This is a genomic window from uncultured Methanobrevibacter sp. (genome assembly GCF_905235195.1).
Lineage (GTDB): Archaea > Methanobacteriota > Methanobacteria > Methanobacteriales > Methanobacteriaceae > Methanarmilla.
This window is the reverse complement of the sequence record NZ_CAJOKH010000002.1, coordinates 17,486-39,819: the sequence shown is the minus strand read 5'-3', so window position 1 is coordinate 39,819 and position 22,334 is coordinate 17,486. Positions and strand designations below refer to the sequence as shown.

Sequence of the window (22,334 nt, the reverse complement as noted above, 5' to 3'; positions counted from 1 at the left end):
CTATGTTGACTTACAGAACTATTTCAAGTGTAATTTAAAATAATTGTATAAATTTGTAAGTTGATTGGGAGGCTTATCAGTTAAATTTTTTACAGCCCCAAATTATTATCAGGAAAAAGAATTTAAAAAATAAAAAATTCTTAAACAAAATACAAAAAATTAGAAAAAAATTGAATTTAAAAAAAAGTTATTATAATGTTAAGGAAATTTTGAATCTGCTTAAAATAATTTATGAAAATATAAAGACTAAAAAACTAATTGAAAAAAATAAGAAAAATAAGAAAAATAAAAGAAAAAAGATAGTAGAAAAATCTATTCTTCTTTATCCTCTTCTACTAATTCATCTGCTTCCGGTTCAACACTTTTCTTTTCAAAAGTGTCAACAAATTGGACTTTTTCAACATCCATGTTTTCCCAGATGTCTTTTGCTATTCTGAATCTTGAAAGAGTAACATCCATATATGGTTTTTGATCAAAACGTGTAATTTCATCTAATTTAATATTTACAGTATTACCATCAAAGTTTACTTCCGTCTTGTCAATATCCATATTTGGATATGCATAATGTAATTGAATCATACTTTTAACTTTTTCATTATCATCATCAATAATCTCATCAACTTTAACATCATATGTAAGGTGTTTACCCGCTAATTCATGATTGAAATCAAGTTTTACTCTTCCACCACTTACAGTTAAAACTTTAGCATTTTGACCCTCTGAAGTAATTCTCATACCTGGAACAGGTTTAATGCCTTGTTTTTTAAATTCTTTCATAGGAACTAATTGGATTAAGTTAGGATTTCTTTCTCCAAAACCATTTTCAGGAGATACTTTAACTTCTTTTTGATCCCCTTCTTTTAATCCTACAATTGCTTCTTCAATAGCAGGTACTAAATGATTTCCACCAACAACTATTGGTATTGGAGAATAATCTTTATTTTCAACAATTATTCCTGCTTCTTTTGCCACATCTTCATATGTGGTATCGAAAACATCTCCAGTTTCATCTATTTTACCGGTAAAATTAATTTTAACAAAATCTCCATTTTTTATTGTCATAATACTAATCTCCTATTAGTTATTCTATTTTTAAATTCATTTAATGCATCTTCATTTTTATAATCTAAGACACGTATAGTATAAGGATATTTTTCAATGTAATTGAATATTATATCTTTACTAATATTAGCCTCCAATATACTTAAAACCCGATTTTTATAATTTGAAGAGAACCCATATGAAATAGAATTTGATAATTCTTCTAAATTCTCAAAAGGTTTTACCTCACGAGTTTCGATTAATTTTGAAGCTAACTTATCATCAAATAAGTTTAAAGAGGATAAATGATTAAAAGATAAATTATTTGCATTGTCCAAAATAGTTTCCTCATCCCGAATCATATGTAACGGAGCATGATTTAATTTCACTTCTCTTTTAAAAATTGAAATAGTTTCATCAGGCATCATATTTTGAACATTGGAAAAGTTATTTTCTTCTACAGCTTTACGTATTAAACTGCCACTAACACCTTCGATTCTGCGAACAAATATAAATTTGTCTTTAAAATCAAAGCCTAAATTTTTTAAAGATTTTGAAAAAGACACTATTACATAATTATCTTCTTCTAATTTATCTTTCATTATAATTTCATTAGTATCCATATCAACAATTTTATAAGGTTTAGGTGCAATTCCATGACCTAATCTTATACGATTTAATATATCATCAAAACTTTCAAAGGGATTATATCCTCTTGGAATAAAATCTGTATTTAAAGCTTGAAAAATCTTACACAAAGCTAAAGAATATTGGCCTGAACCCATTATACCCATAGGAGGACCTTCAATAACAATATCTGCACCAACATTTACTGCAATTTCTGCTCTTGAATATCTATGTAATATATAGGGCAGTCCTCTACCACTTCTTTCAAACAATCCTGGAACAATAGCTACAAAAAGACCATTAGGGACATTATCTTTAGCTACTTTCATACAATGAAAATGACCATTATGTAAAGGATTATATTCAGTAAAATCTGCAATTAAAGGAACATTTGAATTAGAATTATTATTCTCAACTTTATCAGACATATTATTTGATTGTGAAGCTTCATAATCATTCAAAAATGTTTTTCTATCCTTTCGAATTATATCTTTCACATAATCATTTGAAAGCATAATAATATATTATGGAATAATGTTTATATAATATTCTATTAAAATATTATGATATTTTTCAATACATAAATCTAAGATCTTTATTTTTAAAGATATTTTAAATAAAAATTAAGAAAAAATTAATTAAAAAAAAATACAAAATAAATATTATTGGTTTAATGATAAAGTTATTAAATAGCTTAATAATTAAATTAAGATAATAAACTAAAAATATTGATTAAATCTAATAAAACAATCAAATCATATTAATTTTAATAAAATTTAAGGTAATTTTTATGAATAATTTGGTAATTAAAAACTGTAAATTAATAGGTAAAACTGGAGAATACACCATTACAATTGAAGATGGTAAAATATCAGATATTTCTAAATTAACAGAAAAATCATCCAATATAATTGATGTTAAAGGGCAGATTGTACTTCCTGGTTTAATAGATCCTCATGTACATTTTAGAGATCCTGGTTTAACCTATAAAGAGAATATGAAAACAGGTTCAATGGCTGCTGCAAATGGCGGTTTTACAACAGTTATTGATATGCCAAATACAATTCCTAAAACTAATACTTTAAAAGCATACAAAGAAAAATTAGAAATTACTAGAAAGAAAAGTGTAATAAATACATTAATTCATGCAGGAGCAAATACATTTGAAAATATGAATGAAATTGCTAAATTAAATCCAATATCCTATAAAATATTTACAGATTTAGAAAGTGATAGTTCACTTAATGAGATTTTTTCAAATATTTCAAAATTAGACCTTGATAATCCAATAGTAACAATTCATGGAGAAGATAAAAGGATTGTAGAAGATTCAACAGAAATGATGAAGGAAAAAGGAACAGATGAACCAATAGATTATGCTTATGCAAGACCATCAAATGCAGAAGATACAGCAGTCAGCAAAGTAATTGATTTAGCAAAAAAATATAATCTTAAAATCCATATCTGTCATTTGAGTAGTAAAAAATCTTTAGAAATTATAAAAAATGAAATTGATAATGTAGATATTAGTTATGAATTTACACCACATCACTTACTACTTAATGCAAATGCATTTAAAGAATATGGAAACATAGTAAAAACAAATCCTCCACTCAGATTAGAGGGTGAAAATTTAAGTATTTCTAATGTAAATGAAAGTTCAATTCTTGGAACTGATCATGCCCCACATAGTCTTGAGGAGAAAAATAATATTGTTTGGCAGTGCCCTTCAGGTATGCCTAATATTGAAAATGTATTGAGTCTACTGTTAACTGAAGTAAATAATAAAAGATTAGATTTAAAAATTATTCCTAAAATATTATCTGAAAATGCAGCAAATAGATTTAACTTAAAAGGAAAAGGTAAAATTCAAAAAGGTTATGATGGAGATTTAACAGTTATAGATCTTAAAAAAGAAGGCCAATTTAATGTAGATGAATTTTACACCAAAGGAAAATATTCTCCCTTTGATAAAACTAGTTATAAAGGTAAATCAACAATGACTATTGTAAATGGAAAAATAGTTATGGAAGATAATATAGTTTATGATACTAATTAAAAATAAAATTATTTTTTAATTGATTAAAAGATTTAAAATATAATATTAGAAATATCAAAGTAATATATTAATAAAAATAGTATAAAAAATGTTAAAAAAAAAATAATTAGATGGAAATTCCATCTAATTGAGGGTTTATTTCATACATAAACCATCTTTAGGACATGAATCAACACATTGACCACAAAGGGTACAGAAACCAACAACAGGTAAGTTACCATCTTCTTTAAGTTTCAACATACCATATGGACAAGCTGAGATACAATCTCCACATTGATCACATTTAGATGGATTAGCAGAAATCCTATTTCTCATTACAGTCTCATCACCAATGGTTACTTCAAATTCATCTAAAATTAAAGCATCATTAGGACAAGCTGCTGCACATGCACCACATCTAGCACACATAGCAAAGGATGGTTTTTCACTACTTTCAACTTGTTCTGGTAATTTCATACCAGTTTTACTTACTACACGAATAGCCTCAGTAGGACAAGCGATTGCACATGCACCGACAAAGTCACATTTTTCAACATCTCTAGATATACCTAAAGCATCAGCAGGTGAAGCTTCACCATACTCTACATCTAAAGCAATTGCTTCAACAGGACATAATTGTTCACATAAACTACATGCTGCACAAACTGTAGGGAGTTTTACAGACAAAGTAGCTCCTTTTGTTTCAATGAAATCTCCAGGACATGCTTCAACACAAGTATTACATCCAATACATGCAGCTTCATCAAGAGTAAAGGATTTAATTTCTTTAGGACGTTTAGAAGGGTATCTGTTTTCTGAAATAAAGACTGCATTCCAAGGACAAGTTTGAGAACAAACACCACATTTAATACATTTGGTTTCATCAATTGCAATTGATTCACCAATTTTATCTAAGGTGATTGCTTCAGCAGGACACTCACTAACACAAGTTCCACAACCAACACAATCTTGGATAAATATAGGTCCAGTAATCTCAATATCTCTAACAGTTGGTTCAATTATATCTGGAATACCAATAACATCCATAGGACAGATTTCTACACATTGTTTACACATTACACAGAATCCATCAATAGGCATGTTTTTAGCATCTTTTAATTCAAGAGTTTGAGGTGGACATACATCTATACATTTAGGTTCTCCACCACATTTATCACAGAAAGCAGGATTATATGATATTCTGACTTGTGTATTACCTTCATCATCAACAGCTACTTCATCGACTGTTAGTGCACCATTAGGGCAAATTTCAGCACATTTAGGTTCTCCACCACAAGTATCACAGAAAATAATTTGTTTTTCTCCTACTTGAATGGCAGATGAAGGACATGTACCTTCACAAGCTCCACACTTGATGCAGTCGTCTTGATTGACTACTATCATATATTCACACCTCTAGATTTTTTTAACTAAATTACCGTCACTATCAATAACTTCTAAAGTTGAAAGTCTCATTTGACTATCCATACTGTGAGTAGCACAGGATAAACATGGGTCGTATGCTCTGATAACCATTTCCATTAAGTTGAAAATAGAATCATCTACTTCTACACCAGGTTTAATGTGGTTTCTAGCTACTTGATCAATACCCATTTCCATAGCAGGGTTGTTTTGAATAGTTGCAACAACAATATTTGCTTTAGTAACTAAACCTTTATCATCAGTTTCATAATGGTGGATTAAAGTACCACGAGGAGCTTCTACAATACCTGCACCTTCTCCAGCAGTTAATTCTAATTCATCAGGGAATTTTTTACCAGATAAATCTTCTTCTAATCCATTAGCTGCACATTCTGCGGAAGCTAAGATTTCGATAAGTCTAGCCCAGTGGAATAATAAAGTTTCTTGAGCATATCCAAAAGTGTCACGGAATTCTTTTAATCTTTCTTGAGCAAGAGGAGCTTCTTTAGGCATGCTGTCACAAACATTTATCCTTGATAAAGGAGCAACTCTGTAAATACCTTCAGGATAACCTAATTCTTTAATGTAAGGGAATTTTAACCAGGAGTAAGGTTTTACATGTTCTGCAACAATATCTTGATATTCTAAATTGTTGTATTCATATTCAATGTCTCCTTCTTTACCACAAATTCTTACATTACCATTGTAAACATCCCAGACACCATCTTTAACTAAACCACAGTGACGAGTAGGAGCGAAATTACCTAAATCTTTAACTAACTCAATATTTTCTTCGAAAATAGGAATAGCTAAATCTAAGGTAGCTTGTGCTAATTCAACATTCTCTTTTGCTCTTTTTAATAATTCTTTTTGTTTATCATCAGATAACTCAGTAGAGATTCCACCAGGAGTAGAGGAAGTAGGGTGAATAGGACGACCACCTATTTCTCTTACAATTTCTAAACCGTTTCTTCTCATATTTATTGCTTGTAAAGCAAGTTCTGGTTGATCTTTAATAATTTGGAAAACATTTCTAGTTTTTCTATTTGCATTAGGAATGATTAAATCAGGAGCTGAAAGGAAATAGAAAGAAAGTGCGTGGGAGTGCATGTATGAACCCCAATTCATAATTTCTCTCATCCTGTAAGCAGTAGGCAAGATTTCATCATCATCAAATCCATAAATTTGATCAACAGCTTTAGCTGCTGCTAAATGGTGTTGTACATCACAGATACCACAAATCCTAGGAACTAAACGTGGTAATTCTTCTGCTGGCCTACCTTGTAAAAATTTCTCAAATCCTCTAAATTCCATAACATGTAGTCTAGTTTCATCTACATTTCCTGCATCATCTAAAAGAACTGTAATTTTTGCGTGTCCTTCAATACGAGTTACAGGTTCCATAGTTAGTTTTGCCATTTTATTTTCCTCCTTTTTGCATTTTCATTGGGACTAAAGCAGCTGGTAAAGTGTAACTATAGAAAGTACCAACTAAATCATCTAATTGGCCCGCAACTTCTTCAGGGTCTACAGTTTTATCATCACCAACACGGTAATCTGAAGCGATAGCACTTATCATTTTTGCTCCAGCATCAACGATTTTTGCAGTAGGTCCGTAACATCCCCTACATGGGACAGCAATAGCTGGACATTCAGCACCACATAAGGATACTGTTGCAGGTCCTAAACATACTAAACCTTGTGCAATTAAACATAAATCATCTTCAGGCCTACCAAGTTCCATTTGTCTTTTAACAAAGTCCATAGCTAAACCTTCAGGTGGTTTTTCTCTAGGACAAACTTCACATAAGTTTGTAGTAGGTAATTCAATTGTTCCTCCATTTAATAAAGTTAATATAGCTTCTGCTACAACATCAGATCTAGGAGGACATCCTGGAATAATTAAATCTACATCAATAGCTTGTGGTAATGATCTTACCCTATTTTCTAAATGAGGTACTTCTTCATTAGGAATAATTCCTTCTTCATTTGGAGTAGAAACTGAGTTTTTGTAAGCTTCAGTAGTTAATTCTTCTACAGTGTGTAAGTTTCCAAGACCTGGAATACCACCATATACAGCACAAGTACCAAATGCAATTACTAATTTAGATTTTTCTCTTAATAATTCAGCTAATTCTCTGTTTTCATCATTTCTGATTCCACCTTCAATGATACAAACATCTAATTCAGGAATTTCATCATATTTTGTATCACATAAAACTGGACTGAATTCGAAATCAGCTAATTCTAAAATATCAATTAATGATTCGTGGAAATCTGCAATAGCTAAGTGACAACCTGAACATCCACCTAACCACATGGTTCCAATTTTAATTTTTTCATCTGCCATTTTATTTCCTCCGCTTAAGCCTCAATTTGTTCTTTTAAAGGTGAAGGTCCTAAATCTTTAATTCTAGCAACCATCATTCTTACAGTGTTCGCGAATTTTTCACCTTCAGATGCGGAAATCCAATCGTGATATAATCTTTCTCTTCCAATACCTAATTCTTCAATTAAGTTGTAGATTATTCTCATTCTTCTATCTAATTTATAGTTTCCTGCATCATAGTGACAATCACCCATGTGGCAACCTGCTACAATTACACCGTCAGCACCTTCTCTGAATGCTTTTAATACAAATTGTGGGTCAATCCTACCAGAACACATTACACGAATAACTCTTATGTTAGGTGGGTATTGCATCCTAGCTGTACCAGCAGTATCTGCTCCTCCATAGGAACACCAGTTGCAACAAAACATTACAATTTTTACTTCTTCTGCCATAGAGTTTAACCTCCTCTACTATTAAATTTTTGCCAAATTATCTCTTAAAACGTTTTTAACGAGATATTTGGTCTCTCTTTTTTTAAAACGTTTTAATTAATGGAAACATATTAATAAAAATTTTTTAAAAAAACTTAAAAATATATTTCATTAATACTTTCTTTGTACCTCAATGAGCTAGCTCAGCTTTACATTAATGTACTAATAAAATATTACATCAAGATTAAATATAAAGGTTACTTGGAAATTAAAATCGAAATCTTTAAATATAATAAAAAGATTTTTAGGTAAACCAAAATATTTTTAAAAGATACTGAAAAGCTTATATTAAAAATAAAGAAAAAAATAATATTAAAAATAAATAAAAAGATTGTAAATTAAGTTTAATAAAAAATTATGAATATTGATTATTGTTTAAATATACAAATTAAACTTACAATAAATTAAAAAATATTAAACACTAGTAAAAAAATAAAGAATATTTTAAAAAAAAATAAGGAGAATATTTTGTTAAGCATAATAAAAAAATAAAACAATAAAATGTCTAAAAAATCTAAAAAAAACTAAAAGCTAAAAACAAATATATCAATAAATTTTAAAAAAAAAATAAGAATGTTAATGAATAAATATAAAAAATATATTTAAAATAAAAAAAAGTGAATATAAAGGTAATTAAATACCTTTAACACTCATATCAATTACATTTTTTGTATAATCTGCAAGTATAGGAGGAAGGCCTGTAATATCCATATTTAAAAATCCTCTAACAATCATAGAAGCCGCTTCATCTTCTGTAAATCCACGGGAAGTAAGGTAATGAATTTCATCTTCATCAATTTTACCTACAGCTGCTTCATGTGAAAGTTCTAAACCAGTAGAATTAGCTTCTAAAATAGGAACTGCATAAATAGATGATTCTTCAGATAATACTAAACCATTACATTCAACATGTCCTTTAACTTCAGGTTCATCTCCTATAATATGACCTCTTGCATATATTTTAGCAGCATCATTTGCAACAGCTCTAGAAATAGCCTCAGCAGAACAATTGTATCCTGAAAGAACAGCACGAGAACCCATATCAATATTAGAAGTTTTTTGACCAGATATAATACTCTGGAAAAGTGCTTTTGAATTAGCTCCTTCACAATATGTTGTAGGATAAGACTGAATAGAATTAACCGGACTGGTTAAAATATAATTGTTAATATAAGTAGAATTTTCTGCTTGTTTAATAGCAGTCCTTGGACGTACCTCTACTTGTTCAGCCCAATTATGAACCATAGTAAAAGTAATTTTAGAACCTGGCTTAAGATAAATTTCACTAACTCCTACATGAAGTGCAGAAGATATATCATCACCTGTTGCACAACCAGTAATTAGATGTAATTCGGAATTTTCCTCAGCAATAATAATGTTATGTGCTGTTTGCATAATATCAGTATCTGCAATAAACATACAAGCCTGAACTGGGAAAAATTCTTTTGTTCCAGGTTTACTTCTAACAAAATAGCCACTAAAAGTTCCATCTTCTTTTTCTTTAATTGCTGCCTCAGCAGTATATTTGTCAGCATCTGGTTTTACAGCATTCCATATATAATTCTCTAACCAAGAATATTTCTCTAATGCTACACCTGTATTCATAAGTTCAATATTATCAGATAATTCTGATGTGAAAATATTACTTTGATCCATTTGAAGAAAAGAACCTGCCCTATCACTTTCATTTGAATCTACCCCAACAGAAAGTAAAGTGTTTTGATCCTTTTTAGACAAATCACTTAAATCATCAATTAAATCAATAGCATTAATATCTTCAGATGAAAAATTTTCAATAGTAATATCAGTACCTAATGCTGCTTTTTTATCCTTAGCTCTTTCAGCATCTTCATAAACATTGCGCACAATTAACACATCCTGTAAAACCATTTTTACGAATTTCAAGTAAAATCTCATCAGGATTACCTGAACAAACAATTTCCCCATTCATTAAAACATGAGCCTTATCAGCTTTAACAAAATTTAAAATATATCCCAAATGAGTAATTAACAAACCTGAACGTTTACGTTGTTTGATTCTTTTTTGTTTATCTAAAATAACATTTAACTCCTCAGCAAGAAGTTCAACATTTTCAATATCTACACCAGAATCCGGTTCATCGAACATAGTAAAATCTGGTTGTTGCGCTAAAAGTTGAAGAATCTCTGACCTTTTAACTTCACCACCAGAAAAACCAAAATTAACATCCCTATTTAAAAATTCTTCGCTGAATTTAAGCTTATTAGCTAATTCCCTCATTCTAGGATTTAAATCTTCATCTTCACTTTGACCAGATTCATATTTTAAAAGATCTTTAACAGTTATACCTCTTATTGCAGGAGGGTTCTGGAAACTTACACCCATACCCATTGAAACTCTTTCAGAGGTAGGTAAATTTGTTATGTCTTTTCCTTTAAATTTTATACTGCCTTGAGTAATATTGTATTTTGGAAAACCAAGTATTGTTAAAAATAATGTACTTTTACCTGCACCATTAGGGCCTAAAAGTACATGAGTCTCTCCTTCTGCAATAGAAAGATTAACGTCTTTTAAAACTTGTTTACCCTCAACTTCAACAGCCAAGTTCTCTATTTCAAGTAACATAATCTATCACCATAAAATTTAATAAAATAACCACTTAATAAATTTAATAAATGTTAAAATACAGCATAATTTTATAAATTTACACATAAAAAAAAATTATATTTTTATTATATTTTATGAATTTAATTCTTATAAACATTGTTATATAAAAACTTTATAAAAAATAGTATGATGAATATTACTACTAAAAAGCAAAAAATATGTTAAATAAATAAAGCATAGTTAAAAATTAAAAACTAAGTAAATAGAAAAATAAATGAAATAATCTAAAATAAATAAGCATAAAATATATTAATAAAAATTAAGATAAATTTTCAACTTAAATAAAATAAGATATAAATATGAAAATAATATATAAACGGTATAATAAGAAAAAATTAGATAAAAACTGATACTAATAGCATAATAATAAGATAAAATTAAAAAAAAAGATAAAAATCTATAATTAGTACTAAAGAAAATAAGATTATAAATAAAGTTAAAAATAAAGTTATATAAATAGATAAAAAAAGTAGATAAAAGAATTTACTCTGTAACTATAATAAATTCTCCAACTTTTTCAACTTTAGAAAATGGTACAAGTAATAAATCATCTTTCCTTTTTGCACCTTTTATATGGACATTACGACCATCTTCAACTTTAATTGCAATATCTACAATTTTACCGGTTTTATCATTAATAATAAGTTCATCAAGAACCCCAAGAATACGAGCATTATTAGTTGCTACCTGATAATTCTTAACTTCACTCCATAATTTTTCTTCTCTTTTTTGAACATTTTTTTTGCCTTCCATGATTCCACCATGATAAAATTTCTATATCACTAAAATATATTTACCTTATAATATTTAAATTAAACCTAAAAATATAGGAAAAATAAGAATTAAAAATAATTTTTTAAAAAAAACTAATAGAATATTCTTTAAAGATTTATAAAATAATATTTAATTAAAATTATTAAAAAATCTAAAAATTTCCAAAATTTAAAATGTAGATAAAAAAAATTAAATTAATATTATAATAAAATTAAAGACAATATCATCAATATTTATTTATATCTAATAGTTTATATGCCAAATCAACATCCTCTAATGAATTTAAATTAAATGCAAATTCTATATCAAATCTTTTTAACTCATATTGATCCTGAATTCTATTGACTGATTTTAAAATATTAAATCCCGCTGGAACAAAACCATTAAACTCATAAGAAAATGAAATATTATACTTTTTATAAACATCAACAGGTATTTGAACGGATAATGCTGGCTTATTTATTTTAAAATATTCTTCTATAATAGCATCAATAATAAATGAGTTAATAAAGGGTAAATCTGCATTAAGAACAACGATTGTATTATTTGAAGAAATTTTTTCAAAAAAATCCAATAAAAATGACAAATCATCCAGATATCCTTCACCAGGACTTTCAATATAATAATTATAATCATAATCCATATTATATTCTAATTTAAGAAATTTTTTACTTTTTAAATACTCTTGAGTATTTGGAGTATTATGACTTACTGCAACTACAGTAACATCTATTAATTTAGATTGTTTGAGATTATCTAAAACATAATCTATTAAATGTTTTTTATTAAATTCAAAAAGAGGTTTCTCAACATTTGATTTCAATCTAGTAGATAATCCTCCAGCCATTATAAGTGCAATAATCATAAAATCACTAAAAACAATTAGGAAAAATAAAATTAAAATATTTAAAAACTTTAAAAAATTAATAATCTTAAACATAAATTAAAAAAAGAAAATTTAAAAATAAATAAAAATATTAAGCATTTTTACCTTGAAGCTTCATTCTTTTACCTAAAATACATTTACCTCCTTGATGACCTCCAATAGGATTTTTAGGAGTTCCCATAGAATTCATACAACGAGCCATAATTGCTGAACCTAGAGCCAAACCATCTTCAACAAATACCGTATTTTCAAATTTATCCTTAGAGTATTCTAAAATTAATTCAGGCTTACGGCCAGTAATTCCTGCCCTTCCTGTAATACCTAATACGGATCCTTCAGAAATTGCATTTTCAGCAAAAGCAACATCCAATGTCCTATAAACAATATTAGCTGAAACATAATCCATAGTAGCAACTAGTGTTTCAAGACCATCCTTTTCATATATTTCATGACCTAAAGTCATTAAATCAGGCAATTTATCACCATTTACTCCAACATCACAACCAATTAAAAGTGTGCCTGCTTCTTCTGCAGCTTGAGGATTAATTGGCACAGTTCCAAACCTGTCAACATCATTTGGAACTTTACGAATATCAATAATTTTATGTACCTTGTCTGCATTAGCTTGAGCTTTCTTTTTATCTCCTTTATTATCCAATTTAGGATTATATAAGTCTAATGCTGCACCATTATTAGGATCTACTTTATCTGTACCCCTTGCAAGAGAATCAGATACAACCCCTGCAAGACCTAAAAAGTTACCAACAGTATTAGCATACGGAGTAGCGTCATTTACAATACGGCCCGCTAAAGTTGAACCAAAATCAAGAGAAACACAAGGATTTCTATAATCAACATCAGTCCATTTAGCACCTAATTTAATACCTGCAGTTACAAGTTCCCCTTCCATCTCATTAGCAGTTTGCTGTTTACCTTTAGGAGGTTTTACACTTACTACTGCACCGTCAAAAATTACATTATCAAGTAAAGTATATTTTTGTATTCTTTCTGGAAGTTGTTTAGAACTCATTGCAGGAGACATTTTCTTAGGAGGAATGCCTATATCAAGACAACCATCTGCAAGAGCAATAACTAATTGACCTGCCTCTTCAGCAGTTGCAAATCCAGCTGTTACACCAGTACTTCTTACAACAAAATCAAGATCTTCATCTTTATCTACACCTGCTTTTTTAAGAGATTCTAAAACAGTTTCACCAATCATTTCAGCAACTGCCTCTTTAGTCAACTCTATACCCCAAACAGTTTTACCGAAAACATCTTCTCCAGATTTAGGAGCCCTAATATCTCTTGTCATCCTAACAGTTTTATCCAATAAGTAACATTCACTGTTATTTAGATTTGTAGCAGTTAAAACACATTTTGTAGTAGTGTTACCCAATTCTACAGAAGCAGTGACATAATATACATCTTGCTTAACTTGATAAGCCGCACTTTGTGGCCTATTAGTACTAGCTTTAAGTGCAGCCAAATCTTTAGGCTGACTATGAGCAAATACAGGTTTAGGTCCTCTTTTAAATAAATTACTAAAAATTGACATTTAAATATCCCCACATTTATAATAAAAATTTATTACTAAATTTTAATATTTAATTAATTTTATTTTTAATATCGAAATAATATAAATTTTTTTAAATAATTTTAGTAAAATTAAAAATTGAAAAATTAATTTTAAAAAAAACTGTTTTTTATAGAAAAATAAGGATTAATAATACTAAAATGAACATCAAGTAAAATAGTAGTTTATAAAAAAAAGTCCATTAAAAAAAAGCCACTTATGATATTTTCATATTAGATAATAATAAAATAGTTTATAATATAAGATATATGGTTTAAAACATTTTAAAATAAGTGAAATGAAACTAAAAAAATAAGAAATGATTAGATGATAAACATCTAATCTAAACTTGCCTATAACAATTTGTTATATGGGTGATCTTCAACACATTCAGTTCCAATATCAGCAGCTGCTTCAGCCATAAACATATCGTTCATTGCAACAGCAGGGAAAACTTTTGAAGTGTTTTCAATAGGACCGTATAAACAGAAGTCCCCACCGACTGTAACTTGTATAAGATCTGAACCTATATCACAAACAGGCCAAGATTCAGGTTTTTCTTTTTTCCATCCTTTTAACCAATCCCATGCGGAAGGTACGTTATGGATACCGGAACCTACAGGGTAACCCCATTTGGATTTTTCTGCAAAAGTAGTCCTTACAGCAGGACCTGCACCTTGTCCAATAGGAGTAACAGCTACATCCATGAAGTATTTGGATACTCCACATTCTTCAGCCATTTGAAGTACACCTTTATCGATGACACTTCCACCAGTTTCCCAAATATCAATTTTACCTTCAACACCAGCTTGCATAGGGTTGAATCCTAAAATAATTGATGCTTCAATATCGGTTTCAGTTAAAGCATCTAATTCTTCTTGTTCACAAGACATATTTAATGAGTTGTAAATACCTCTATCACAAAGACCCGCTTCTTGACAATATTTAACACCAGCAATTTTAGCATCAGCACCAGTTGAATCGATCAAGAAAGGTTTGTCTGAAATATCTCCTACAAATTCTAAATAATTAACCATGGATTCTGGGGTAGGACCGAAAGTTTGAATAATACATGGGTTTCCGGTAACATCAGCCATTTCTTCCATTTCTTTGATTAATCCTTCAGCAGCGTCTTTATCAAATACACCTGCTTTAGGATCACTAATAATTTTGTGTCCACCATAAAAGATTGTTCCACAGAGTACGGTTGGATATTCACCAGGTTGTCCACCGACTTTTACTCCTGCAACATCTACAACGACTTGTTCTTTTTCAAATCTAAACATTATATAACCTCCACTTTAAATTGATCCTGACAAAAAAATAAAGACAATTACCATTGCAAGACCTATTATTAAACCGTATAATATACCTATATCCCTACCTGTTTGTTGGCCTAAACGTTGAGTATATTCACCAAAAGCAAAATCGACTTTTTCTTCAATTTTGTCTAATTTTTCCATTGCTGCATTATACTCATCAGTATTGACCATTACAGAAGGTACTGTATTATCGTCAGCCATTTTAACACCTCTATATTCCGCAAAGTTTTACGATAAATGGAAGAAGAACTAATAAAACAAAAGCTGCAACAATTCCCCAAGCCATACCTTTTACTCTAGTAAAAGATAAAGCAACCATTGCTCTTCCTTCTCTTCCAATAAGTCTTGAAGAATAATCAATTTCTTCAGAAGCCTTTTTTATAGTTTTAATGTTAGGAGTACTTGAAATTTTCATATTAACCCTCCAATATTGAAGAACATAATCAAGATTAAACCAGAGATAATCATACCAAATACCATACCTACCATGATACCTTGTACTTTACCAGCGTAATTTCCAGATGAATTCCTTTGAATTGCACCAATCATTTTGATTTCTGTTTGAATATTCCTCATTCTAGCTTCAATTAAAGCAGTCTCAGGTGACACTACTCTAACTTCTTCTCCACTGTCTTCATCATCACCATCATCAGAAACTTCAATAATCATAGCTTCTTCTTCAAAAGCACCAGGATCTTTTTCAACACATTCTTTAACTTTGGAAGTTATTGAACCAGTGTCTTCGTTATCAATCATAGGAACAATTTCTAATTGTTGTTGGAATCTTTCAACCCCTTCCATTGGAACATTTTCAACGAAAGGAATAGCTCCAGTAGCACCTATAACTTTTTTCTTCTCTGGATCACAACCATTAGCATGTAATGCTTCGAAACATTGACCAGTAATATGTCCTTGTACTTCAGATCCACAAATTATTAAGAATCTGATATTTGGGTTTGAAATAATATTACCTACTACTTTTTCAACACCAAGGTTTTCAGTGTGACATGGACCTGCAAGAGCAGCTCCTGCATCTACACATTCATCAAACATTTCAGATGCTAAAGTGACAACAGCAACAGGACTTTCTGGGTCACCAACTGCATATTCCCCAGTGACAATAGGCCATCCACTAGCAGGTGATTTTTTATCAGCCATCTATAAAACCCCCACTTTCATTAATAATGGGATAATTGCAAATATAATCAAAGCTGCAATTAAAAATCCATATACAAAATTTGTTAAGAGACCTGCTGAAATATATGTTCCTTCCCTATTAGGAGCAGCACCAATTGGTGAACTACTAGGGTCTAATGAATTTACTAATTCTTCTGCAGCAGCATCTATTTTATCAATTTCCGCGTTAATTTCATCCATAGATAAAATAACTAAATCAGATCCACCAGCACCTAAAATACCGGAAACAGGATCCAAGTTGAGATTCATTTCAGGTATAATATTAATAAATGGTAACATATCTGCCATAATTATTCCTCCTATTGCTCAACTTCTGGCCATAATCCAGACCATTTAACTTCAGAAGCATCTTCGTATGAAGCATTTACGAAACTTCTGAAAGATATAATCCAACAAATTAATCCGAGTACAATGATAGGTAAAGAAACATAGCCTAAATTAAGTACTGCACAAATACCAACAACAGTCATTGATAAAAACGCGGTGTGACAAGCACACTTAAATGTCCTTACAGGGTCTTCATTAGGACCTAAACATGCATTATAAGGATGTTGAATTGCCATAGTATTTAAGATAAATAATAATCCTATCATACCTGTTAAAACAACAGTGTTTAAAATATCAGTAAGATTAAGGCTACCTGCAATAGCTACAGAAAATCCAATAATAGATAAAGCAGCAGCTCCACCGAGTTCTGCAGTACATCTTATCATAACAGGGATTTTCATTCCAATAAGCTTTTTAGCAACAACTGCAATAATTAAACCAATTAATAAACCAATAATAAGAGCGATAATAGGTCCAACATATTCTGCAGTAACAGCACCTAATGATTTAGATAAAAACCTTTCAGCAATAATTAAACCAGATAAAGAAGAAACGATACCTCCACCTAAAGACATATATCCGATAGATGGTACACCAGTACCTAAACCATAACTTGCTACTCTACTAATAGCATTTGCTCCCCATAAAATTGCACATACTGCACCAAGAGCAGCAAACAAAGGACCAAATGTAGAGCTAACACCAGATAAGCAAATTAATATTAAACTGCCAACAATACCTAAAATTAACATAGAATTTTCATTAGTTACAAAACTGTCAGCCATTTTAAATACCTCCTACAATAAATGCAATGAAAATTGCAATAACTAAAGATGCAATAATACTTGCAAGAGCACCTTTTGGAATCCTTTTAAATTTAGGATCGTGGAAACCTTCAATGGTACCACCAATATTATAAGAAGCAACTACTGAATTAACAAAGAACAAACCAATTGAACAAACAGCAGCAATAATAATTATTGTTTCTGGACTTGGGTTTGCCATAACATTTTTGAAGGTAACATTAGCTACATCAGAAATAGCGTAAAATGATAAACCTCCTCCTAAACCACCAAGAGCTCCACCTACAAGTCCACTGACAAATGATACAGTAGGTACACCGTGACCTTCAGTACCCGGAGTTTTATAAGCTTCTTGAGGTAATCCAGTAATAGGGTCTTTTTCAATTTTAGCAGAAACAGGAATAACACCTGTACCATATACATAAATAAGGTTTGCAACGAACATTGTAATACCCATCATCATAGCTGCACCAATAGCACCTGCAACAATAATCAATATAGGATTTTCATTTGCCATTGAAGCAGCAGTAATAAGACCGGTCATACCTGCACCAGCAGCTAACATAGCAGTACCAGTACCTACTCCAGTTGCAGTAGCCATAGCAGCAGGAGCACCTCCTACAGGAATAAAGTGTACTCCAGCACCCATTGCTACCCCAGCTATTATTATTAATATAATCATTAATATAATACTCATGATATAACCTCCTTATTCATCCTCATATGGTCCAAAAGTATTCCTAGCAAAAGTTTCGAGTTTGTAGTTTAATACAGTTAAAATAAGAATAATAATGATACCAGCAATTTGACCACCGGTTACACCAAATACTACAACAATCCAGAAACTTAAGAATACAACTAATCCAAAACAGAATCCAGTGAAAGGTCCACCGAATCTAGCACAGAAACCTACAACATCTATAGAGTTTCTAGCTCCTAAAGCATTTTTATTAACAATATCTCCTTGAATAGCTACAGGAGTACCTTCACCGAATGGGAATTTTTGATACAAACTTTCAGTACCATAGTAAACATCCCCAGTTCCAGAACCAATTGCTCCAATAGTAATACCCCAAAGTACACCTAAAAGTGGTAATGTGAAAGTATGTAATGGAACATTAGCGGTTCCGAGTGGAATAGTCATTAAATAAGCCATACCTGTAATACAAAAAGTAGCTATAAATCCATGAGCAGCTAAAGGTCCAAGACATTCTGTCAATGCATCCATAAATAAAGGTTGATTAAATTGTTTTGATTGACCAACGATACGTCCCATAAATGCACTAACAGCATATGCAGTAAGAACAATAGTAGAAATTACAGATCCAATAGCGATTGAAACAATAGGTATGATTCCTAATTGTATACATACAAAAGCAACTGTAGCGGAAATACCACACCATACACCGTATGAACATGGCTCACCGGAAGCTGCCTTATTAATAAGTCTATGTAAATGTCCCATTTGAGGAGCTAACTGAACTTGTGAGTTAGGGTTACTTTGTGATCCTACATCAGATTCTAAATCTTCTGCAGCACCACCGATAGTTGCAGCTACACCCATCAATGCGACAACACCTAATGTGATAGGGTCCATATTTTTTTCCTCCTTAGTTTTTATTAAATTAGTAATTTAATAAACGTGAAATAAAAGATTTATATTTTACTTGTTAAATCAAACAAGAAATATTTCCATAATATTTTTTCTCTAAAATCATCAGTCAAAGACTAATGTATATATCAATATTTAAACTTTTATATAAAAACTTTTCCAAAATTTTTTTGGTTTAATTAAAAATATAAAAAAAAAGAAAAAATAGGTGTTAATACACCTATTTAGCTGGAATAATTAAAGATCTTTCACCATCAGGTTGGAATTCTCTTAAAGCACCTTTAGCATATTCAGCACGAGGTTGAGTGAAGTCGAAACTTAAGTTTTTATCTGCAAATGCAATTTTAATTAATGGGTTAAATACAAATGCATCTCCACGTGCAGCGTGAGGAGCTTGTGCAATACCAGTATATTCACCTTGGTGACCTACATTCATTGCGTAGTTAGGATAGTTAGGACCTCTCATTTCAAGTGGTAAACCTTCATCGTTTCTGAATGAGAATACGTTAGAAGCACCACATTGATCTTGTAAATCGTAACCGTAGAATCCTAATCTGGAATGTTGTTCTTTGTGTAAGTATTGGGATAAGTACCAAGCACTTAAACCAGTTTGAGCATTTCCAGTAGCAAATGCAGTGGAACAACCTGCAGCAGCTGCAACAACAGCAGCTCTTTGAGATCCACCAAATTGAGTTTCAAGTAATGCAGGGAATTCTTCGAATTGTTCTAATGCATAGAAAGTAACTTCAGAACCAACATCAAGAACAGTTTCCATGTTGTTAGGAGCTTCAGTTAAACCGAATTTGTCTTCTACATAATCTTTACCATAGTAAGTGAAGTCATCAAGAACATTATCAGTATATGCTGCAGTAGCATATTGAGTGAATCCTACACCACCAGACATGTAAGAACCTAACCAAATTTGATCGTATAAACCAGCACCAGTAGCTACTACATCTAAGGTTATTTTTACAGGGTCGTCTGGATTTACTCTTGATGATTGACAAATATCAGCTAAGAAACCAAATGGAACTCCACCAGGTTCGTTTTCTGCTCTTGCTCTTCTTTGAGGTAAAGCAGTACCCATATGGATAACTTCTGCGTGTTTGGATGCATATGCGAAATCTCCAGTTGCACCTTCACCAGCACATTGGTTGTATGCGGAAATCATAGACATACCAATTTGCATAGCAGACCATCTAGAGGTAGTACCCCCATCACAAACTCTTCCTACTAAAGATGGAATCCTTACAGCTTGCCAAATTTTATCGCCAACTTCAGCTTTAAGAGCTTCTGCTTGTGCTTCTGGGAATTCTTTGTTAATGTCTAAAACATAACATTTGTCGATTTCATCAGCTAATTCATCGTCACCAGTAAAGATTTTAACATAACTGTCTGCTACTAAGTATGGATTGGTTTCTACCATATGTTCTTGTACAACTGCTGCACCAGGCATAGAGTGGTTTACAGTTTCTAAGTAATTAGTAATAGTTTCAGGAGTTACTTCCATACCTAATCTTCTTTCAAGAACGTTATGTGCAGTGTTTAATCCTACAATAACAGTTCTTCTAATATCATCCCACATTTGTTGCAAAGCAGCGTTGTTGATGAAGTGTAAATCATCCCCTTCTACATAAGTATCAGTAGTAGATAATTGGTAAGGCATTAAAGTCCTTTGTCCTAATGGACTACCAACATCTGGGTTGTACATAGGAATACCTCTTTTATCTGCAATATCTTTACCTGCATTGTAGAATTCGGTTTTCCTTTCAGATTGTTTCCAACCACCTAAATCATAGAAAGTGGTAGTTTTTTCCTCTGGGGATTCTTTGAATTTTTTATTTAATGCATCAATGAATTTTTTATCAGCCATAATAATAACCTCCCCTATTCAGGGCAATATCCTCCTTGGGATCTGGTGACATGGATTTTATGTAATACTTCAACAGCATCTTTGTCATCTTTGTATGCGTCACCATCTACTCTGTAAATTGTGGTAATATCTTTTAATTTTTCTTCATCTAAAGGTTCACCTAAGTCAATAGGTTCATCTAAAGGAATTCCAATTTGATCTTTTACCATTTCTACATGACCGGTTTCTTTGTTCATAAGTTGTCTTCTTAACATATCGAACATAATACCGTCTTCATCTAACCTTAAGGAGTGACCGTGTACAGATTTACCTCTGATTCCAGTTCTTGCTGGGTCAAAGAATTCTGTTTCTAATAACTCTTTTGAAAGTTTTTCGAGATCTCTTTCCCTTACTTCGATAACTTGTCTTCCGGATAAGGTACCGGTATCAATTCCTCTGTATCTGTTCATGTATGATCTAGCTCTTACATAAGGTTGAGCTGGAGCGAAGTACATGGAATCAGCGAATTGAATATATCTTACTCTGTCTCCTGCTTTTGCACCATCAATTGGTGTAACAATTTCTCTTACAATGTCTTCAGGCTCATCCATTTCATCTAAAGGAGGGTGAACTGATTTATATTCTTCACCTGGAGCCCTGTGACCTAATATTTTTACTATATCTTCATCTGAAATTTCTCTTAATTTTTCTAACTCTTGATCTGGGTCAGCAAAATGTATTCTATTTTTAGAAACTTTAGATGTACCTGGGTAATATTGTGCCATAATTATGCATCTCCTAATGCTAATTTAACTTTTCTAATAATTTCATCTAATTGTTCTTGAGAAACAGTTTGTCCTCTTATAACACCACTAATAATATTAATAATGGTTCCTTTTGTTTGAACTTCATCAGGCATAACCTTAGAAGTTTTAATCCCTATTTTTGCGAAATCCTCAAAATCAACAGGATATTCACATATAATAACACAAGGCCTATTTACATTTCTCAATATTAACCTTGCTTTATAAATAATATGATTTCTTACTCCCCCTAAATGAATAACTAAAAGTTTATACTGATTTAATTGTTCAATCTCTTCAGGAGTTAAACCAAATAAACTAGAAGCACCAACTCCTGGAGCATCACCAGGAACACCAGCACCAGCATTTAAAATCATAGTACTAGTTAATAAATTTGCTTCACGTAATGCAAATGTAATTTCACATACAGGTTTAGTAATATGTCTTCGTCCAGGAGACATTGCAACAGCAATAACATCACTTCCACATTTAGCAAAAGTTCCTCTTTGAGCAATTCCTCCACCTTCACCAAGACCCATGGTTTCACGGCAGTCAACTACATGTGTTGTTCTTCCAATCATATT

At 31.0% G+C, this 22,334-nt stretch carries 23 protein-coding genes; 1 reads left to right on the top strand and 22 read right to left on the bottom strand.

Annotated elements, in window-relative coordinates:
- Positions 1–312 precede the first annotated feature (312 nt).
- Together QZ146_RS00390 and QZ146_RS00385 are read right to left on the bottom strand one after the other, a co-directional pair.
- Entirely contained in the window at positions 313–1,062 is a 750-nt protein-coding gene (locus QZ146_RS00390; protein WP_295721352.1) for a peptidylprolyl isomerase, read from the bottom strand.
- Positions 1,059–2,183 (bottom strand): nucleotidyltransferase family protein, encoded by a 1,125-nt coding sequence (locus QZ146_RS00385; RefSeq protein ID WP_295721350.1) that lies wholly within the window; start codon positions 2,181–2,183, stop codon positions 1,059–1,061. The genes QZ146_RS00390 and QZ146_RS00385 overlap by 4 nt, the downstream gene beginning before the upstream one ends.
- 275 nt (positions 2,184–2,458) lie before the next feature.
- On the opposite strand from QZ146_RS00385, the gene QZ146_RS00380 reads away from it, so the two are divergent.
- On the top strand, positions 2,459–3,727 hold the full coding sequence (locus QZ146_RS00380; protein WP_295721348.1) for a dihydroorotase family protein: 1,269 nt from the start codon (positions 2,459–2,461) through the stop codon (positions 3,725–3,727).
- Between the two features lie 135 nt (positions 3,728–3,862).
- On the opposite strand, the gene QZ146_RS00375 is transcribed toward QZ146_RS00380, so the two are convergent.
- The 20 genes from QZ146_RS00375 to mcrC all read right to left on the bottom strand — a co-directional run bounded on the left by QZ146_RS00375 (position 3,863) and on the right by mcrC (position 22,331).
- On the bottom strand, positions 3,863–5,110 hold the full coding sequence (locus tag QZ146_RS00375) for a 4Fe-4S dicluster domain-containing protein (protein WP_295721346.1): 1,248 nt from the start codon (positions 5,108–5,110) through the stop codon (positions 3,863–3,865).
- A 12-nt stretch (positions 5,111–5,122) separates the two neighbouring features.
- Positions 5,123–6,547 carry a Ni/Fe hydrogenase subunit alpha gene (locus QZ146_RS00370; protein WP_295721344.1) on the bottom strand — a complete coding sequence of 475 codons (1,425 nt, stop codon included), beginning with the start codon at positions 6,545–6,547 and terminating at the stop codon, positions 5,123–5,125.
- Position 6,548: 1 nt separating this feature from the next.
- A complete protein-coding gene (locus QZ146_RS00365; RefSeq protein ID WP_295721342.1) occupies positions 6,549–7,478 on the bottom strand; it encodes a F420-nonreducing hydrogenase in 930 nt (309 codons plus the stop codon).
- Positions 7,479–7,492: 14 nt separating this feature from the next.
- Positions 7,493–7,912: a hydrogenase iron-sulfur subunit gene (locus tag QZ146_RS00360; protein ID WP_295721340.1), complete on the bottom strand. Its 420-nt coding sequence runs from the start codon at positions 7,910–7,912 to the stop codon at positions 7,493–7,495.
- Between the two features lie 672 nt (positions 7,913–8,584).
- Complete coding sequence (locus QZ146_RS00355) at positions 8,585–9,820, bottom strand: SufD family Fe-S cluster assembly protein (protein WP_295721354.1); 1,236 nt, start codon at positions 9,818–9,820, stop codon at positions 8,585–8,587.
- Positions 9,801–10,556, bottom strand: a complete 756-nt coding sequence (gene sufC / locus QZ146_RS00350) for a Fe-S cluster assembly ATPase SufC (protein ID WP_295721338.1) — start codon at positions 10,554–10,556, stop codon at positions 9,801–9,803. Before sufC ends, QZ146_RS00355 begins: the two co-directional genes overlap by 20 nt.
- 525 nt (positions 10,557–11,081) lie before the next feature.
- Positions 11,082–11,351, bottom strand: coding sequence for a PRC-barrel domain-containing protein (locus QZ146_RS00345; protein ID WP_295721336.1), 270 nt, complete (start codon positions 11,349–11,351; stop codon positions 11,082–11,084).
- A 247-nt stretch (positions 11,352–11,598) separates the two neighbouring features.
- Entirely contained in the window at positions 11,599–12,237 is a 639-nt protein-coding gene (locus QZ146_RS00340; RefSeq protein ID WP_295721334.1) for an NTP transferase domain-containing protein, read from the bottom strand.
- A gap of 112 nt (positions 12,238–12,349) precedes the next feature.
- Positions 12,350–13,816 (bottom strand): methanogenesis marker 14 protein, encoded by a 1,467-nt coding sequence (locus QZ146_RS00335; RefSeq protein WP_295721332.1) that lies wholly within the window; start codon positions 13,814–13,816, stop codon positions 12,350–12,352.
- A gap of 371 nt (positions 13,817–14,187) precedes the next feature.
- Positions 14,188–15,120, bottom strand: coding sequence for a tetrahydromethanopterin S-methyltransferase subunit H (gene mtrH, locus QZ146_RS00330; protein WP_295721331.1), 933 nt, complete (start codon positions 15,118–15,120; stop codon positions 14,188–14,190).
- 15 nt (positions 15,121–15,135) lie between these two features.
- A complete protein-coding gene (mtrG, locus tag QZ146_RS00325; protein ID WP_295721329.1) occupies positions 15,136–15,357 on the bottom strand; it encodes a tetrahydromethanopterin S-methyltransferase subunit MtrG in 222 nt (73 codons plus the stop codon).
- Between the two features lie 10 nt (positions 15,358–15,367).
- A complete protein-coding gene (mtrF, locus tag QZ146_RS00320; RefSeq protein WP_295721327.1) occupies positions 15,368–15,571 on the bottom strand; it encodes a tetrahydromethanopterin S-methyltransferase subunit F in 204 nt (67 codons plus the stop codon).
- On the bottom strand, positions 15,568–16,314 hold the full coding sequence (gene mtrA / locus QZ146_RS00315; RefSeq protein WP_295721325.1) for a tetrahydromethanopterin S-methyltransferase subunit A: 747 nt from the start codon (positions 16,312–16,314) through the stop codon (positions 15,568–15,570). Before mtrA ends, mtrF begins: the two co-directional genes overlap by 4 nt.
- On the bottom strand, positions 16,315–16,641 hold the full coding sequence (locus QZ146_RS00310; RefSeq protein ID WP_295721324.1) for a tetrahydromethanopterin S-methyltransferase subunit B: 327 nt from the start codon (positions 16,639–16,641) through the stop codon (positions 16,315–16,317). It abuts the gene before it with no gap.
- An 11-nt stretch (positions 16,642–16,652) separates the two neighbouring features.
- On the bottom strand, positions 16,653–17,465 hold the full coding sequence (gene mtrC / locus QZ146_RS00305) for a tetrahydromethanopterin S-methyltransferase subunit MtrC (protein ID WP_295721322.1): 813 nt from the start codon (positions 17,463–17,465) through the stop codon (positions 16,653–16,655).
- A gap of 1 nt (position 17,466) precedes the next feature.
- Positions 17,467–18,180, bottom strand: a complete 714-nt coding sequence (gene mtrD / locus QZ146_RS00300) for a tetrahydromethanopterin S-methyltransferase subunit D (protein ID WP_295721320.1) — start codon at positions 18,178–18,180, stop codon at positions 17,467–17,469.
- Positions 18,181–18,192: 12 nt separating this feature from the next.
- Entirely contained in the window at positions 18,193–19,080 is an 888-nt protein-coding gene (gene mtrE, locus QZ146_RS00295; protein WP_295721318.1) for a tetrahydromethanopterin S-methyltransferase subunit E, read from the bottom strand.
- 235 nt (positions 19,081–19,315) lie between these two features.
- Entirely contained in the window at positions 19,316–20,968 is a 1,653-nt protein-coding gene (mcrA, locus tag QZ146_RS00290) for a coenzyme-B sulfoethylthiotransferase subunit alpha (RefSeq protein WP_295721316.1), read from the bottom strand.
- 14 nt (positions 20,969–20,982) lie between these two features.
- Complete coding sequence (mcrG, locus tag QZ146_RS00285; protein WP_295721315.1) at positions 20,983–21,732, bottom strand: coenzyme-B sulfoethylthiotransferase subunit gamma; 750 nt, start codon at positions 21,730–21,732, stop codon at positions 20,983–20,985.
- A gap of 2 nt (positions 21,733–21,734) precedes the next feature.
- Positions 21,735–22,331: a methyl-coenzyme M reductase I operon protein C gene (mcrC, locus tag QZ146_RS00280; protein ID WP_295721313.1), complete on the bottom strand. Its 597-nt coding sequence runs from the start codon at positions 22,329–22,331 to the stop codon at positions 21,735–21,737.
- Positions 22,332–22,334 lie beyond the last annotated feature (3 nt).